We start from the raw sequence: 17,309 nt of genomic DNA, 5'->3' as shown, positions 1-17,309 counted from the left end.
GTTTAAATGAAATAGAGGTATAAATGAAGCAGGCCACAGGCAATCAGGCCTGCTACGATATCATCTAACATGATCCCTAGCCCATCGGTAAAACGCTTATCTATCCAACCAATCAACAATGGTTTTTGAATATCCAGCCAGCGAAATAATATAAACCCGATTAATGCCGTATCCCAGCTTAAAGGAATGGCTATAAACACACACAACATCCCTGCAATTTCATCCCACACAATCGCCCCATGATCATGAACTTGCATATCTTCAGCGGTTTTGCCGCAGATATAAATGCCCAGCACACAGGCGATAACAGTCATTGTGAAATAAATAGGTAAACTCAACAGGCTACAAACAAAAATCAGCGGTAATGCGGCCATTGAACCAAAGGTGCCTGGTGCTTTTGGGATTAAACCTGAACCGAAACCCAACGCCAAAAAATGAATGGGATTAGTTAATCGCAGGCGAGCTCGTAATTCAGGATCCATAGGGCGTGCACCTTTAGGTGTAGAGTTAAGATTGAGTTGATGAAGCTTGAACAATAAACTGGTGTTCAAATGCTTCAGATACTGCAGTGTAAGGCATATTATGATGCATTAACGAGAGTTCATTACCCCCGACCATTTGCCCAACACAGGTAAAATTTATATTAGACGAATTTAACAAGGTTTCCAACTCGGAGACATTATGTTCTGGCAACGTAAAGCAGAGTTCATAGTCATCACCACTACTTAACGCATACGTCATCGCCTGTTCGGGCGAGACAACTTTCGCTAAATGTTCAGATATAGGTAACTTATCAACATGAATTATTGCACCACATTGTGACGCTTTCATAATATGCTGAATATCTCCCAATAATCCATCCGAAATATCTATGCAACTGCTAATCGTTCTTCTTAAAGCTGTACCAGCTAATAATCGTGGCGTAGGACGATGATGACGTGATTGCAAAAACGCTTCAGCAGACGCTTGCTCTTGATGAGATAAATCAGCAACCGCATAACAGTCTAACTTACCTAATAACGTATCTAATCCAGCGCCGGCATCACCGAGTGTCCCTGTGACATAAATTAAATCACCTCGATTAGCACCAGAGCGTGTCGCGACACTTTCCGGTGGCACAAAGCCTTGAGCAGTAATAGTGATACTCAACGGACCTTTTGTCGTATCGCCACCAATAAGGTTAATCCCATAATATTCGCATAAGCGCGCTAAGGTATCAGAAAAATCATCGAGCCAATCTTCATCAATTTCTTCTAATGATAAGGCTAAATTAATCCAGGCAGGAACAGCGCCAACGGCTGCTAAGTCACTTAGGTTGACAGCGAGTGCTTTATGGGCAATATCACTTGGGTGTGTCCCATGTAAGAAATGGGTACCTGCTACGAGCGTATCAGTTGTTGTCGCTAAAGATTGGTTGGTGGGAACAGTCGTGATAGCACAATCATCCCCTACTCCAATCATGACGTCTTGTCGCGGTTGGGTTTGAGCGGTAAAAAACCGCTCAATAATATTGAACTCTTTCATCGGTAGATCACGTCTGCCTGTTTAATTGATTAAGAAAGCTCGTGTCTACGGAGTGTTTTAACCGCTTTATCTAGTACACCATTGACAAATTTATGACTTTCTTCAGCACCAAATGATTTCGCTAGTTCGATCGCTTCATTAATGACGACCTTATAAGGCACATCGATACGCTGTGTTAGTTCTAACGTTGCCAATCGAAGAATGGCTTTCTCAATAGGATCAAGTTCTTCCGGTAAGCGACCTAAATATGGCTTAATAGCCACATCTAATTCAACCACTTTTTTGGCAGTATCACGAAGTAACTCTTGGAAGAATGCAAGGTCAATTTTTGACATATCATTGGTTGTTGCAAGGTGTAACTCAACACTTTCAATGGTGTTGCCATTCATCTGCCACGAGTAAATACCTTGTAAGGCTAACTCGCGCGCTTTGCGGCGCGCAGCAGGTTTCATTTTTGCTTCACTCACGCAATAGCCTCATCAATGGCTGCCATAACGTTAACCATTTCAAGGGCTCCCATTGCAGCTTCTGCGCCTTTATTACCCGCTTTAGTTCCTGAACGCTCAATAGCCTGTTCAATCGAATCTGTGGTAATGACGCCAAATGATACTGGAATGTTATGCTCTAGTGATACTTGCGCTAGACCTTTGTTGCATTCACCAGCAACGAAGTCAAAATGCGGTGTTCCGCCACGAATTACAGCACCTAATGCAATAATCGCATCAAATTTACCTGATTGAGCGATCTTTTGTGCCGCAATTGGCAACTCATAAGCACCTGGTACGCGCACTACAGTGATATCATCACCGTTTACTTCACCTTGGCGATCGAGTGTATCCACTGCGCCTTCTAATAAGCTCTCTACTACAAAGCTATTAAAACGAGATACGACAATGGCAAATTTTTTGCCAGTAGCACGCATATTACCTTCGATGATTTGCATATCAGGGTTCCTTAAATGCTAAAATTACAACACTATAAAATTTTCGGTGCAAAGTATATCATAAAAACCAAGCGATACCTTAGTATTAACTAATGTATTCGACAACCTCTAAACCATAGCCAGAGAGACCTGAATATTTCACTGGTTTAGATAATAACTTCATCTTCTTCACGCCTAAAGACACCAGTATTTGACTGCCCACACCCACAGTACGTGATGAGCCTTCCCACGTTTTACCCGCAGCGACATCACCGCGATCTTCGGCGGCAAACTGTTGGACTTGTTGCTCAATGTTTTCTTTAGCACCCAACAATACTAATACGCCGCCTTCTTCACCAATACGTTGCATTGCTTTAGGTAGGTTCATCGAACGATTCACACCGCGAGTAGAACCGAGTAAATCAGAAAATGTATTGTGTAGATGCACACGGACTAACGCCGGATCAGTTGGATCAATGTCGCCTTTCACTAATGCATAGTGGATCTGTTCATCAATCACATCTTTGAATGTATGTAATTGAAAATCACCAAATTCCGTAGGCAGTTCACACTCGGCTACCTTAATAATGGTAGTTTCGTTCAGATTACGATATTCAATTAAATCGGCAATCGTACCAATCTTCAAACCATGCTCTCGTGCAAATACTTCTAACTCTGGACGACGTGCCATACTGCCATCTGGATTCAATATCTCTACAATCACCGCGGCAGGTTCACAATCCGCTAGACGTGCTAAATCGACACCTGCTTCAGTATGTCCAGCACGATTTAATACGCCACCTTCTTTGGCAATTAACGGAAAAATATGACCTGGTTGGACGATATCTGTGGCCACAGCATCAGGGTTCACTGCTGCTAATATAGTTTGGGCTCGATCTGCAGCAGAAATACCTGTCGTGACACCTTCTGCCGCCTCAATAGATACCGTGAAATTGGTTGAAAATTGAGCTGAATTTTTATCTACCATAAGCGGCAATTTAAGAAGACGACAACGCTCTGCTGTCATTGGCAAACACACTAAACCGCGTGCATGAGTCACCATAAAATTAATGGCTTCTGGTGTCACATGCTCTGCAGCCATAATCAAATCGCCTTCGTTTTCACGATCTTCATCGTCCATCAACACCACCATTTTTCCTTGGCGAATATCGTCGATTATTTCTGCTGGAGAGTGAAATGTCATAACTTATTTCCTATTTAAATAGCCGTTTTCTGCCAAAAACGCCATGCTAATATCTGATTGAGGTGCTTGGTTGTTTGCACCATGTCCGCCTTGCATCAAACGCTCTAAGTAGCGTGCAATCACATCTACTTCTAAATTCACACGTGTACCTACTTTATAAGTACTAATCACTGTTTTTTCTAACGTATGAGGAATGAGCCATAACATAAACTCATCTTCAGTAATTTCATTCACTGTTAAACTCACACCATCTACTGTAATTGAACCTTTGTGGGCAATATAGTGGCGAATTTCAGGTGGCATATGCACCCAAACTTCAATGTATTTTTGTTGGTCGATGATCTTAGTGACATGACCTACGCCATCCACATGACCTGATACGATATGGCCACCAAATCGACTCGTTGGTAACATGGCTTTTTCTAAATTCACCTTGGCTCCAGTGCAGTAATCACTAAAGCCGGTGTATTTTATCGTTTCTTGTGATACATCAGCACAATAGTAATTATCGCCGAATTCTACAACAGTAAGACACACGCCATTAGTCGCAATACTATCGCCTAACGCCACATCTGTCATATCTAGATCATGACACTGTACCGTTAAACGGATATCAGAGCCGTTATTATGTAGTTGTGAGATCTCACCAACCGCTTCAATTATTCCAGTAAACATGGTTATCCTTTAGGGTAAATCACGTGACACGTGTGTTTAATATCTTGACCAACTTTACGTGTATCGATGATATCAAGTTCAATACGCTGGTCCATTTGCGTCAATTTTGCAATATTAATCGCATCTTTCGCATCAGCGCCTAATAATAATGGTGCTTGATAGATAATCAATTCATCAAGCAAACGTGCATTAAGCATAGCACCTACAAGTCCTGCTCCAGCTTCGACCCAAACACTATTAATGCCTTGCTGACCAAGTGCATCTAGCACGGCAGATAAATCACATTTTCCATTGCCGTTTAGCGGTATATTATCAGGGGTAAAAACATGCGTTGGTGCTTGGGTATTGGCATCTCGGACAATTTGATATTGTTCAGATATCAACCTTTGCGAATCAATAATCGCACGCAGCGGTTGAGTGTATTGTGCCAATGGGTTCGCAGCTAATGTTTGCTGAACATTTTCTGGCAGTTCAGCCAAGCGAACATTCAGCTGTGGATCATCAGCAATGACTGTTTGAGAACCCGTCAAAATACACATGTGCTGGGCACGATGCGCTTGTACATCTTGACGAGCTTCAGGGCCTGTAATCCATTGACTCACGCCATTATCTAAAGCAATTTTGCCATCCAGAGAGGTCGCTAGCTTTGCGGTTACAAATGGACGTTGTCGTTCAACAAGCGATAAAAAATGACGATTGAGTGCGTTACTTTCAGCCGCTAATAACCCCACTTCTACCTGTATATTCGCACGTTGGAGTTTCGCTATACCACGACCGGATACCTGACTATAAGGATCTTGCATTGCAATAACGACTCGACCAATGTATGCGTCAATTAACGCATCTGCGCAGGGGCCTGTGCGCCCGGTGTGACTGCACGGCTCCAGTGTCACATACGCAGTCGCTTCTTTAAGCTGGGTAGCAACTAATTTACCTTGAGCTATTAATTCATTGACTTGCCACAGCGCGTTGACTTCAGCATGAGCGGTGCCGGCTTGTTGATGATGCCCTTCACCAATGATCTCGCCATCTAGGGTGATCACGCAGCCGACCATAGGATTAGGCGCAGCGGTGTATATTCCTTGTTTTGCTAAACGTAAGGCACGCGCCATCATGGCATAATCAAAGGCACTAAAGGTGTTGTGCACTATTTGGACTCTCCATCCTGAACCTGACCGAGTTTTGCGATCTCTAAGCCAAACTCACGAATGTCTTCAAAGGAACGATATACCGAGGCGAAACGCACATAGGCCACCTTATCCAATTCTTTCAATTCATTCATAATCAAGTTACCAACCAATTCACTCTCGACTTCTCGTTCACCAGTAGCACGTAGTGATGATTTGATTTGATTAATTGCTTTTTCTACACTTTCGGTACTCACCGGACGCTTTTCTAATGCGCGTTGCAAACCTAAACGCAATTTTTCTTCATTAAATGGTTCACGTGAACCGTCGCGTTTAATGACTCGTGGTAAAACCAACTCGGCGATTTCAAACGTGGTAAAACGTTCTTTGCATGTTGAACATTCTCGGCGACGACGGATCTGATGTCCTTCGGCCACTAAGCGTGAATCGATAACTTTGGTTTCTTGCTCACTACAAAATGGACAAAACATAGTTTTTGCTCTTTTAAAAACAAATTAACCGGCAAAAGCCGGCTAATTAATCACGATATGGCTAGTGATTAGCCGTATACAGGGTGTTGTTCACATAAGGCGACAACTTCAGCCTTAACGCGCTCAATGACACTGTCATCACCCATATTATCTAACACATCACAAATCCATGTAGCGACTTGCTGAGCTTCACTCTCACCAAAACCACGACGGGTAATGGCTGGGGTACCAATACGTAAACCACTGGTCACAAACGGTGAGCGAGGGTCATTAGGTACTGAGTTTTTATTCACAGTAATATTCGCTAAACCAAGTGCTGCATCGGCGTCTTTACCCGTAATATCTTTATCGATTAAATCGAGTAAGAATAAATGGTTTTCAGTACCATTAGATACGATTTTATAACCACGATCTTGCATCACTGCTACCATCGCTTTCGCATTTTTCACGACTTGCGCTTGGTATGTTTTAAATTCAGGTTGTAACGCTTCTTTGAAAGCAACCGCTTTAGCAGCAATCACGTGACATAATGGGCCACCTTGATTACCTGGGAAAACAGAGCTATTCAGCTTTTTATAAATATCTTCATCACCACAAGCAGATAAAATCAAACCACTGCGAGGTCCCGCTAACGTTTTATGTGTCGTTGTTGTCACCACGTGAGCATGAGGAATTGGACTTGGGTAAACGCCTGCAGCAACTAGACCGGCAATGTGCGCCATATCGACTAATAGATACGCACCGACTTTGTCAGCAATTTCACGGAATTTAGCCCAATCGACAATACCAGAATAGGCTGAAAATCCACCGATGATCATTTTCGGTTTGTGCTCTAACGCTAATGCTTCGATTTGTGCGTAGTCAATGATCCCAGTCGATTCATCAATACCGTATTGTACAGCGTTGTAGATCTTACCTGAGAAGTTCACGTGAGAACCGTGCGTTAAGTGACCACCGTGAGCAAGGCTCATGCCTAATACGGTATCACCAGCATTCAATAACGCACCAAAAACTGCCGTGTTCGCTTGAGAACCGGCATGAGGTTGTACGTTAGCATACTCAGCCCCGAATAATTCTTTGGCACGATCAATCGCTAAGTTTTCAACAACATCAACATACTCACAACCACCATAATAACGCTTACCAGGATACCCTTCAGCATACTTGTTCGTTAACTGTGAACCTTGAGCTTCTAATACGCGAGGTGAACAGTAGTTCTCTGACGCGATTAATTCGATGTGATGTTCTTGACGTTGGTTTTCAAGATCAATAGCGTTGGCTAACTCTGGATCAAAATCAGCGATATTCATGTTGCGTTCTAACATTTAAGGCACCTGTAGCAAAAGGGTAAACAAAAATTACAATGTGCGTATTTTAGTCAAAAATCAGCTAAAAAACTACTACATATTGTGTTTTGGATAGATTACTCATCGTCAGAGGTGGATTGAATTCGTTGCACTTGGCCTTCTAATGATTTAACACGTTTAAAAATACTGTCCAACTGCTTGATGCGCACTGAATTGCGACGCCATTCACTATATGGACTATGCGGCATCCCAGAGGAATAAACACCCGGTTCAGTGATATCACTCGTGACCATTGTATTGCCGGTTATTTGTACATTATCACAAATCGTAATGTGACCATTAATCGCCACGGTGCCCGCAATGATGACATTTTTACCAATGTTGACACTACCGGCCATCATCGTACCACCACATAAACAGGCTCCATCACCCACAACGACATTATGTGCAATGTGCACTTGATTATCGATAATGACATGCTCTCCAATCACAGTATCATCTAATGCCCCACGGTCAATCGTCGTACTCGCACCAATTTCAGTGTAATTACCAATGCGCACAATCCCCGTTTGTGGAATCGTAATCCATTTGCCACCATGAGGAGCATAGCCATACCCATCACACCCGACCGATGTATTACTATGGACCACAACGTGATGACCTAATTGACAACTGTGATAAACCGTTACATTTGGATGAATATAACTATCATGACCAATCTGCGCATTCACCCGGATCACCGCGCCAGCCCCAATCGATACGTTATCACCTAAGACTACACCCGCTTCAATCACCGCATTTGGACCAATACTCACATTCTGGCCTAGTTGTGCTGTTTCATCGACAAAAGCACTTGGATGAATCGCATAATGGGGTTTAGGTGTCGGATTTAATAATTGAGCAGCCAACGCAAAGCCGACATAAGCATCTTTGACCACTAAGGCAATACCTTGATAATCCGTTGCTAATTTTTCAGTCAGGATCACTGCACTCGCTTGAGTCTCGGCTAAACTCGATTTGTATTTTTTATCATTCAAAAAACCGACTTCACCGGCAAGCGCTCGGTCAAGCGGTGCCACTCGCGTAATCATGATATCCGATGCACTTGCTAATGCCCGTTCATCAGAGGAAGCAATGGTTGCCCCAATATGTTGAGCAAGTTGTTCTAAAGAAACAGCAGTCATAAATGGCCTTTGTAATACCTGAAAAATGATATGCTATTAAAAACCGTCACACATATCTAGTAGTTACCCGCTATTATCTATTACAATAGCTTAAATTATACGAAACAAGGCAATTTCATGGCACAGTTTGTTTATTCAATGCATCGTGTGGGTAAAATCGTCCCACCGAATCGTTTTATTTTAAAAGATATTTCATTAAGCTTTTTCCCCGGCGCTAAAATTGGTGTCCTGGGCCTCAATGGTGCAGGTAAATCCACTCTGTTACGGATCATGGCCGGTGTCGATACTGAGATTGAAGGTGAAGCCCGTCCACTTCCTGGGATCAAGATTGGTTATCTGCCTCAAGAACCGCATCTCGATGAATCTTTGAATGTGCGCGGCAATATCGAACTGGCTGTTGCTGATGTAGCCGGTGCGATTAGTCGACTCGATGAGGTTTACGCTGCTTATGCTGACGCCGATGCAGATTTTGATGCCCTGGCCAAAGAACAAGGTGAATTAGAAGCGATTATTCAAGCCAAAGATGGCCATAATTTGGATAATGCATTAGAGCGGGCTGCTGATGCACTGCGCCTCCCACCGTGGGATGCGGATGTCAGTAAGTTATCAGGGGGTGAACGTCGTCGTGTCGCGCTGTGTAAATTACTGCTAGAAAAACCAGACATGTTATTACTCGACGAACCGACTAACCACTTGGATGCAGAATCAGTCGCATGGTTAGAGCGCTTTTTGCATGATTATGAAGGTACCGTCGTCGCCATTACCCACGATCGGTATTTCTTGGATAATGTCGCCGGTTGGATCTTAGAGCTTGACCGCGGAATGGGGATCCCATGGGAAGGTAACTATTCGTCTTGGCTAGAACAAAAAGATGCACGACTGCAACAAGAAGAGCGCACGGAAAATGCGCGTCAGAAATCGATTCAACAAGAGCTAGAGTGGGTTCGGACTAACCCCAAAGGGCGCGGTACCAAATCCAAAGCTCGTATGGCCCGTTTTGAAGAGCTTAATACCAGCGATTATCAACGTCGTAACGAAACCAATGAATTATTCATTCCACCGGGTGAACGTCTAGGTGACAAAGTCATTGACGTGACTGGATTGACAAAATCTTATGGCGACCGTTTACTGATCGACGATTTAAGCTTTTCTATTCCTAAAGGGGCGATTGTTGGGATCATTGGTCCAAACGGTGCCGGTAAGTCGACCTTGTTTAGAATGTTAACCGGTCAAGAACAACCTGACGCGGGTGACATCGTGCTGGGTGACACCGTACAAATTGCTTCGGTAGAACAGTTCCGTGATCACATGAATGAAGACAACACCGTGTGGAAAGAAATCTCTGATGAGCAGGATCTTATTCGCATTGGGAACTTTGAAATCAACTCGCGAGCGTATTGTTCTCGTTTTAACTTCAAAGGCAACGACCAGCAAAAATTCATCAAGGATTTATCCGGCGGTGAGCGAAATCGTGTGCACTTAGCGAAATTACTTAAAGCCGGTGGTAACCTACTATTACTCGATGAACCGACCAATGATTTAGACGTTGAAACGTTACGTGCTTTAGAAAATGCGTTACTAGAGTTCCCTGGCTGTGCCATGGTGATCTCGCACGATCGCTGGTTCTTAGATAGAGTTGCGACACACATTTTAGATTACCGTGATGACGGCAAAATTAACTTCTACGAAGGTAACTTTACTGACTACGAAGCCTGGCTCAAAGCGACATTTGGCTCTGATATTGTTGAGCCTCATCGTTTGAAATATAAGAAAATTAGTAAGTAATTAAATGAATATCTAGGCTGTTAATCAGCCGTTCATTAACAAGTGGCGAGTCATTTCATTGGAACTGACTCGCTTTTTTATTTGATTAACTCAAGTAGCTCATGGATCGTTTTCACAGGAATAATACGTGCACCTAAATTTTCCATGGATTTATGATAGTTGCGATAAGGGATGTAAATTTCGGTGAAACCGTGTTGGGCGGCTTCTTTAACGCGAGGCACACCACTATCTATCGGACGTACATCACCATTTAAGCTCAGCTCTCCCATGATGCAACTGGTTCTCGGTACAACAAATTCATGTAATGAACTGAGTAATGCCGTCACAAGGGCTAAGTCAATACACGTCTCTGATTCATCAATTTTCAATCCGCCCACAATATTAAAAAACGTATCATGGAAGATTTTGGTCTTGGTATGTTTACGCAGCACACCGGTCAGCATTTTGATCCGATTCATGTTCAGCCCCACACAGACTCTTTGAGGGTACTCAGCTTCAGTATCGGTGGTTAAACATTGGATCTCGAGCAATAAATTTCGATTCCCTTTTCGAATGCACGTGATGGTAGCACCAGGAGACTGGGTGCTCGAGCCTGATAAGAATATCTCACTGGGATTATCCACACTGAGCATCCCGCGTTCAGTCATTCTGAAAATTCCCACGGTATCAATATCACCGAAGCGGTTTTTATTGGCACGTAAAGTGCGCACCTGACCATCATTCGTGTCGATATGAAGCAGTGCATCCACAATATGCACTAAGGTTTGCGGTCCAGCAATCTCATTATTTTTATTCACATGAGCAATAATGAACATGGTCACATCATTTTGCTTACAGTATTGGGTGAGAGCTTGGGCAGCACTTTTCACTTGAGACGGTGAACCCGGACTACCATTAGCACTATCGGTCACAACCGCTTGGATAGAATCAATGACGGCAAACTTAATTTGATGAGTATCGAGTTCCTCAATAATTGCTTCAACCGAAGTTTCAGATAATAAAAATAACTGGTCTTCGTTGTAGGTTAGTTTAAGACGATTAACACGATTTTTGAACTGAGATAGGGATTCTTCAGCAGTACAGTACAGTGCTTGCATACGCATTGACATGCGCGCTACCAAATCAGATAACAAGGTCGTTTTACCTGCACCAGGATCACCGGAAATAATATTCACTGAACCTATCGTGATCCCGCCAGATAATACGCGATCTAATTCACCAATTTCTGTCGGCGACTTTTCTGTTTCCGCCGCTGCGACATCATTGATTTTTTTAGCTCCTCTTTGACCTACCCCAGCATAACCTGCAACTCTAGCAGGGCTTCGTGATGCCGATTTAATCGAAGAGACTTTGATTTCTTGCATGGTATTCCACGCACCGCATTTACACTGACCTTGCCAGCGCGGAGATGAATCACCACAATCAGTACATACAAATGCGGTTTTGTCTGCTTTTGCCATCCATTGAGTTCCTAATGAAAACTAACAAGGTGAATTAACGGTAAACTTGGTACTTGTTTAAATTAACGCATACAAGGTATTTTCAACACCACCAAAACGGATCGCGGCATCGGCTTGCGCCTCTACGACAGGTTTAGCGTGAAATGCCATCCCTAAATTAGCTTGGCCCATCATCACTAAGTCGTTCGCGCCATCACCTAAGGCAATGGTTTGTGACAGATCAATCAAATGTGACTGCGTATAGTGTAGTACCGTATCGGCTTTCTTTTGAGCATCCATGATATCGCCCAGGACTTGACCTGTGAGCTTACCATCAATCGCTTCTAATTCATTCGCATGTGCCCCATCAAGGGCAAGGCGATCTCTTAAATAATGGGCAAAATACGTAAAGCCACCAGAGGCAATAACCGTTCTCCAGCCATTGCCTTGAAGGGTTTGTAATAATGCATGAATACCAGGCATTAATGGAATACTGTCACGAATGCCCTGCAATAATGCGACATCAATACCCGCAAGTACGCCCACCCGTTGACGAAGGCTTTGTGCAAAATCTAACTTACCTTGCATAGCCAATTCAGTAACTTCGCTGACTTCATCACCTTTGCCACATAACTTAGCAATTTCGTCAATACACTCAATCTGGATCACAGTAGAATCCATATCCATCACAATGATACCTGGCGTCTCTAAACGTGGTGCATTAATCAAACAAAACATTTCAACATGATATTTTTGAGCGATCGTTTCTAGCCACGCTTTATCGACAGAAGCATTTAAGATGACTTGCACTACCGTTGCACTAAATGCATCCGAAAGAGGGTGTAAACGAACCGATTCATGAAGGATATGCTCTGGTAGCTGAAGCAAAATCGATTCAAGAATATAAGCATTAAGGTGCTGGCCAGCAATTGTTAGCACAGGCACATCGCTTAAGTCCGTGAATTCATTCTGACTCACTCCCCAGCTCAACGTGTCTTTTGATAAGTGTTGAAAAGGATGGATGGATAAAAATTCTAGGAGAGCACGATGCGAATTACGTGTTTGCGGAGAAAACATATGAGCCATCTAGAGCACCTTTATTAAGACAATTTAAGAGAAAATAACTTGGCAACAAACCGACATTGCTTTACTGTAAATAGTGTATCAATTAATTAAAGCATTGCCCATGACAAGGTATCTGATCAGAACAATTTTTATCGTGACCAGTTTATTTGCTGTTGCTTGGGTATGGCAGATCCAACATCATACCACTCAAGCTCATTATGCTGTGTATACACAGCAGTTAGGTCAACGTTTAAGTCAAATCGCAGCAGGCAGTCTATCTCCGTGGCTGAATGACACGATCATGAAGACTGAGCAAAGTAACTATAGAGAACAACTCGAATACACATTAAACACGTATCTGGACTTAGGACATTTTCGCGGGATCACTGTATTCAATCGCTATGGTGTTGAATTAGGCAATGTCGGTGAGATTGATTCCATTGTCGGGTTTATTGAACAACATCACTTACCCTTTTCTGTGTTTATCTCACCTATTACAGTTAATGACGACACCGCAGGTTATATTCGTTTTGTGGTTGATGACGATATCATCGTAGCTCAACAACTTCAGCTCCAAAAGCAACAACAAGGGATGTTCATCGTGATATTGTTAATTGGTATGTTTATTGGTGGGTTTGCGATCCGATTATATTACCGTAAGGCCCGCTACGCGTTCGCAAAATAATAATGACCATACTATTTCCACTCAAAGCAACCTATTGCAACTGAGTAAATATCCGTCTCACATTATTCGATGTGATTAACTCGATTTCATTTACCGTACTATCAGGCAATGCACCGTCTAAAATATCCAATACATCACGTATATAAGCAGGCTCATTGCGTTGTCCTTGCCGACCTAGCATTGGCATATCTGGCGAGTCAGTTTCTAATACACAATGCTCAATCCCCACATGCTGGATGGCATTGAGTGTCTTATGTCCTCTAGGGTAAGTTATCGTTCCACCGACTCCGAGACAAAAACCTAAATCAATGTATTGCCGCGCTATTTCTGCGTTACCTGAAAAAGCATGAATAATGCCACCTTGGTCAAATTGTGTTGCTTTGAGTCGACCAATAATTTGATCATGTGATTTTCGATGATGAATAATGACTGGAGTACGATACGTTTTGGCTACGTGGAGTTGGGCATCAAATAAGTCAATTTGTAATGGTAAGTCAGTTGATAATGTTCGGTCTATGCCAATCTCCCCTACCCCAACGAAGCCTCGTTGGGTAATCGCTTGGTCAATCGCTGCTGCTAACGTGGTGATCATAGGTTCAATAGATGCCGCATTAAGTGTGCGGGGATAGAAAAAAGGGTGATAACCTAAGGTGTAATAACATTGGGGAAACTGTGCTGCAAGGCGCACCGATTTAACCCAATGTTCAGGCTCAATTCCAGGAATGATAAACTGATGCACATCATTATCAAGCGCGCGCTGAATGACTTGTTCGATATCATTATCAAAGCACGCGAGGTCCAAATGACAATGGCTGTCAATCATTCACGGTATTTGTAGTTAGAATTATGGATTCAAACGCTGAATATGCCAAGTAGCATCAGCTTGTTTGGTATATTCAAAGCGGTCATGTAAGCGATGTTCACCGCCTTGCCAAAACTCTATTTGCTCTGGCTTCACCAAAAATCCGCCCCAAAAATCAGGCAATGGGATCTCACCTTGGGCGTATTTATCTTTAAGCTGTTGAAACTGGGTTAACAACATCTGACGAGATGATATGGGCTGGCTTTGTTTGGAAACAATCGCACCTAACTGAGAATCTTTCGGACGTGAAAAAAAGTATTTAGCAACGGCGGTACGACTTAACGGTGTTGCGACTCCATTAATTCTGACTTGACGCTCCAACATATGCCAAGGAAAATGCAGCGACACATTGGGGTTTTCGCTCAATTCTTTAGCTTTTCGCGAGCCTAAATTAGTATAAAAGACAAAGCCTTCATCGGTTAAATCTTTGAGTAACACAATACGTTGTGAAGGTTGACCTTTTGCATTGACTGTCGCCACTGTCATGGCATTAGGATCCGGGATATTTGATTCTACTGCAACATTGAGCCAAGTTTTAAATAGCGACATTGGATTAGGATCCAAATCCCCCTCTTCAAGAGAGCCTAATGTATATTCACGACGATACTGATTAAATTCGCTCATAAAATATGTCCTTCGTAAATACTGGGTTAATGTTCGCCATAGCCTAAACTGCGCAAGGCCCGTTCATCATCAGCCCAACCAGATTTCACCTTCACCCATAACTCTAGAAACACTTTATTATCAAATAAATTTTCAAGATCTTTGCGAGCATCAGAACCAATGGTTTTTAGATGACTGCCTTGTTTACCGATGATCATACGTTTTTGGGTTTCGCGTTCGACCAGTATTAATCCATTAATCCGGTAAATACCTTTGTCGGTCATTTTAAATTGTTCAATTTCAACTGTCACCGAATACGGTAATTCATCTCCCGTGTAACGCATCAACTTTTCGCGGATAATTTCTGCCGCCATAAAGCGACTAGAACGATCCGTCACATACTCTTCAGGGTAATAGAATTCGCTTTGTGGTAACTGCGCCATAACCATGTCACGTAATTCAGGTAAATACCGACCTAACTTTGCTGATACCGGCATCACATGGGCAAAATCATGTTGTTCATCTAACCAGGTTAAATGTGCAAGTAGCTGTTGTTTATCCTCGACATTGTCGGATTTATTCACTATGGCCCAACACTCAATTCCTGAGGCTTTTATTTTCTCAAGTACCATCGCATCATCGGCGGTAAAACGAGTTCCTTCCACGACGAAAAGCACCAAAGATACTTCACCTAATGAACTCGACGCAGCGCGATTCATATACCGATTAATAGCGCGTTTTTCTTCACTATGTAAACCCGGTGTATCAACATAAATCGCTTGCTTATCTCCCTCAGAATCAATGCCCATAATACGATGTCGAGTCGTTTGCGGTTTACGCGAGGTAATACTGACTTTTTGGCCGATTAGGCGATTCAAAATAGTGGATTTACCGACATTCGGACGCCCCACAATTGCAATCATTCCACAGAATGTATTTGGAGACTCAGCGTCAGTCATCTTGTAATTTCTCTAAGGTCAGTTGGGCGGCTATTTGCTCGGCGCGTTTACGACTCGCTCCTTGAGCCTGAATGGGGTCAGATAAAGTGACAGTGTTGCAACTTACTGTAAATGTTTGATTGTGATCTTTACCTTTAATATCAACGACTTCATATACCGGTAGTTCAATACCACGTGATTGAAGATATTCCTGTAAACGTGTTTTCGCATCTTTAGGATGGACATCTGGGTCAAGTTTAGCGATCCGAGCACCAAACCATGCATGAATAAAGTCATAACATTGGTTCATACCTGCATCTAGATAAATCGCACCAATGATGGACTCAACCACATCAGCTAAAATTGAGTAGCGTTGTTTACCACCACTTTTCAATTCCCCCGCACCTAATTGGATAAATTCTCCCAGGCCTTTTTCGAGGGCTATTTCAGCCAATGTATCCCCTTTAACTATGGCCGAACGCATGCGCGTCAACTTACCTTCGGGTGAATTGGGGAATGCTTTAAATAAATGCTCACCGACAATCATGCCAAGTACTGCATCACCTAGAAATTCTAAGCGCTCATTATGTTGACGATGTGCGGATTTATGCGTCAGCGCTTGCTTGAGCAGTGATACATCATTGAATTGATAATCAATCAGGCGCTGAAGTTTGACAAACGGGTCTATGCTAGCCGTATTGGGTTGTTGGGAAGATGAACCGGCAGAAGCCTTGCTCATTGCAACCCTCCTACACGATTAAAACGCACACCTGACGGGATCCATTGTGGCAAGAAACTGTCTGCAGGGCGTTCAAATTCAAATGAAATCCAAATCGCAACCGCTTTACCCACTAAGTGTTCGTTGCTCACAAACCCCCAAAAACGACTATCACGACTATTATCTCGGTTATCCCCTAACACAAAATATTGTCCTTCAGGGACTTGCCATTCATCAATCGCCGTACCGGGTTGACGATAAAACTGTGATGGACTAGCGGATAATACCGGATGTTGTAATATTTCGTGTTGTGCTTCACCTAACACTTCGGTGTATTGGTTTAATGGCACCATATTTTGGGCAAATTCACTGGTCTGTTTTTCAGTCAGAGGGACTAAATAAGGCTTGGCGCAATCGCCACTCTTGTCGCAAGCAGGCACCACGGTAATTTGTTTCGCACGATAAAAAATGCGGTCCCCCGGTAAACCAACGACCCGTTTAATGTAATCGAGTTCTGGCTGGGGCGGATATTTAAATACCACAATATCTCCGCGATTGGGCTCACCCACATCCCAAAACTTGGTTCTTGTGATAGGGTCTCGTAAACCGTAAGTATATTTTTCAACTAAGATAAAATCACCCACTAATAAGGTCGGCATCATCGAGCCTGATGGGATCTGAAACGGCTCATATAAGAATGAACGCAGTACCATAATAAACGCAATTACTGGGAAGATTTGTTTAGCAGTATCGACTATATAAGGTAATGGTGGTTCAAAG

19 protein-coding genes are annotated in these 17,309 nt (G+C 43.0%); 2 read left to right on the top strand and 17 right to left on the bottom strand.

Annotation, left to right across the window (positions count from 1 at the left end; all coding sequences use genetic code 11):
• Positions 1 to 2: 2 nt before the first annotated feature.
• The 10 genes from G2999_RS11155 to lpxD form a co-directional block, all read right to left on the bottom strand.
• Positions 3 to 482, bottom strand: coding sequence for a phosphatidylglycerophosphatase A (locus G2999_RS11155; protein WP_010181666.1), 480 nt, complete (start codon positions 480 to 482; stop codon positions 3 to 5).
• Between the two features lie 25 nt (positions 483 to 507).
• On the bottom strand, positions 508 to 1,524 hold the full coding sequence (gene thiL, locus G2999_RS11150; RefSeq protein WP_010181663.1) for a thiamine-phosphate kinase: 1,017 nt from the start codon (positions 1,522 to 1,524) through the stop codon (positions 508 to 510).
• A 29-nt stretch (positions 1,525 to 1,553) separates the two neighbouring features.
• Positions 1,554 to 1,976 carry a transcription antitermination factor NusB gene (nusB, locus tag G2999_RS11145; RefSeq protein ID WP_029257544.1) on the bottom strand — a complete coding sequence of 141 codons (423 nt, stop codon included), beginning with the start codon at positions 1,974 to 1,976 and terminating at the stop codon, positions 1,554 to 1,556.
• Positions 1,977 to 1,987: 11 nt separating this feature from the next.
• Positions 1,988 to 2,467, bottom strand: a complete 480-nt coding sequence (gene ribE, locus G2999_RS11140; protein ID WP_010181659.1) for a 6,7-dimethyl-8-ribityllumazine synthase — start codon at positions 2,465 to 2,467, stop codon at positions 1,988 to 1,990.
• Positions 2,468 to 2,552: 85 nt separating this feature from the next.
• The gene (gene ribBA / locus G2999_RS11135; protein WP_010181657.1) at positions 2,553 to 3,650 is read right to left on the bottom strand and encodes a bifunctional 3,4-dihydroxy-2-butanone-4-phosphate synthase/GTP cyclohydrolase II; all 1,098 of its coding nucleotides are present in this window, start codon (positions 3,648 to 3,650) and stop codon (positions 2,553 to 2,555) included.
• Between the two features lie 3 nt (positions 3,651 to 3,653).
• A complete protein-coding gene (locus tag G2999_RS11130) occupies positions 3,654 to 4,325 on the bottom strand; it encodes a riboflavin synthase (RefSeq protein ID WP_010181655.1) in 672 nt (223 codons plus the stop codon).
• A 2-nt stretch (positions 4,326 to 4,327) separates the two neighbouring features.
• Positions 4,328 to 5,440: a bifunctional diaminohydroxyphosphoribosylaminopyrimidine deaminase/5-amino-6-(5-phosphoribosylamino)uracil reductase RibD gene (ribD, locus tag G2999_RS11125; RefSeq protein WP_034955981.1), complete on the bottom strand. Its 1,113-nt coding sequence runs from the start codon at positions 5,438 to 5,440 to the stop codon at positions 4,328 to 4,330.
• A gap of 32 nt (positions 5,441 to 5,472) precedes the next feature.
• A complete protein-coding gene (gene nrdR / locus G2999_RS11120) occupies positions 5,473 to 5,943 on the bottom strand; it encodes a transcriptional regulator NrdR (RefSeq protein ID WP_010181651.1) in 471 nt (156 codons plus the stop codon).
• Positions 5,944 to 6,011: 68 nt separating this feature from the next.
• Positions 6,012 to 7,268: a serine hydroxymethyltransferase gene (glyA, locus tag G2999_RS11115; protein ID WP_010181648.1), complete on the bottom strand. Its 1,257-nt coding sequence runs from the start codon at positions 7,266 to 7,268 to the stop codon at positions 6,012 to 6,014.
• Between the two features lie 98 nt (positions 7,269 to 7,366).
• Positions 7,367 to 8,434 (bottom strand): UDP-3-O-(3-hydroxymyristoyl)glucosamine N-acyltransferase, encoded by a 1,068-nt coding sequence (gene lpxD, locus G2999_RS11110; RefSeq protein ID WP_010181646.1) that lies wholly within the window; start codon positions 8,432 to 8,434, stop codon positions 7,367 to 7,369.
• 117 nt (positions 8,435 to 8,551) lie between these two features.
• On the opposite strand from lpxD, the gene ettA reads away from it, so the two are divergent.
• Positions 8,552 to 10,219: an energy-dependent translational throttle protein EttA gene (ettA, locus tag G2999_RS11105; protein ID WP_010181645.1), complete on the top strand. Its 1,668-nt coding sequence runs from the start codon at positions 8,552 to 8,554 to the stop codon at positions 10,217 to 10,219.
• A gap of 77 nt (positions 10,220 to 10,296) precedes the next feature.
• Here ettA and radA read toward each other — a convergent pair whose 3' ends face one another.
• The gene (gene radA / locus G2999_RS11100; protein WP_010181644.1) at positions 10,297 to 11,679 is read right to left on the bottom strand and encodes a DNA repair protein RadA; all 1,383 of its coding nucleotides are present in this window, start codon (positions 11,677 to 11,679) and stop codon (positions 10,297 to 10,299) included.
• A gap of 57 nt (positions 11,680 to 11,736) precedes the next feature.
• Positions 11,737 to 12,744 (bottom strand): phosphoserine phosphatase SerB, encoded by a 1,008-nt coding sequence (gene serB, locus G2999_RS12490; RefSeq protein WP_010181643.1) that lies wholly within the window; start codon positions 12,742 to 12,744, stop codon positions 11,737 to 11,739.
• Between the two features lie 100 nt (positions 12,745 to 12,844).
• Between serB and G2999_RS11090 the strand changes: the two genes are divergently transcribed.
• Positions 12,845 to 13,408, top strand: coding sequence for a hypothetical protein (locus tag G2999_RS11090; protein ID WP_010181642.1), 564 nt, complete (start codon positions 12,845 to 12,847; stop codon positions 13,406 to 13,408).
• Between the two features lie 31 nt (positions 13,409 to 13,439).
• On the opposite strand, the gene G2999_RS11085 is transcribed toward G2999_RS11090, so the two are convergent.
• The 5 genes from G2999_RS11085 to lepB form a co-directional block, all read right to left on the bottom strand.
• Positions 13,440 to 14,231, bottom strand: a complete 792-nt coding sequence (locus G2999_RS11085; protein WP_010181641.1) for a TatD family hydrolase — start codon at positions 14,229 to 14,231, stop codon at positions 13,440 to 13,442.
• Positions 14,232 to 14,252: 21 nt separating this feature from the next.
• The gene (gene pdxH, locus G2999_RS11080) at positions 14,253 to 14,894 is read right to left on the bottom strand and encodes a pyridoxamine 5'-phosphate oxidase (RefSeq protein ID WP_010181640.1); all 642 of its coding nucleotides are present in this window, start codon (positions 14,892 to 14,894) and stop codon (positions 14,253 to 14,255) included.
• Positions 14,895 to 14,920: 26 nt separating this feature from the next.
• The gene (era, locus tag G2999_RS11075; protein ID WP_010181639.1) at positions 14,921 to 15,832 is read right to left on the bottom strand and encodes a GTPase Era; all 912 of its coding nucleotides are present in this window, start codon (positions 15,830 to 15,832) and stop codon (positions 14,921 to 14,923) included.
• Complete coding sequence (gene rnc / locus G2999_RS11070) at positions 15,825 to 16,550, bottom strand: ribonuclease III (RefSeq protein ID WP_010181638.1); 726 nt, start codon at positions 16,548 to 16,550, stop codon at positions 15,825 to 15,827. Before rnc ends, era begins: the two co-directional genes overlap by 8 nt.
• On the bottom strand, positions 16,547 to 17,309 hold a 763-nt coding region (gene lepB / locus G2999_RS12485; RefSeq protein WP_010181637.1), incomplete at its 5' end, for a signal peptidase I. The genes rnc and lepB, both read right to left, overlap by 4 nt.

It is taken from the genome of Glaciecola sp. HTCC2999 (genome assembly GCF_000155775.1).
Lineage (GTDB): Bacteria > Pseudomonadota > Gammaproteobacteria > Enterobacterales > Alteromonadaceae > Opacimonas.
This window is presented reverse-complemented; position numbering and strand designations above follow the sequence as displayed.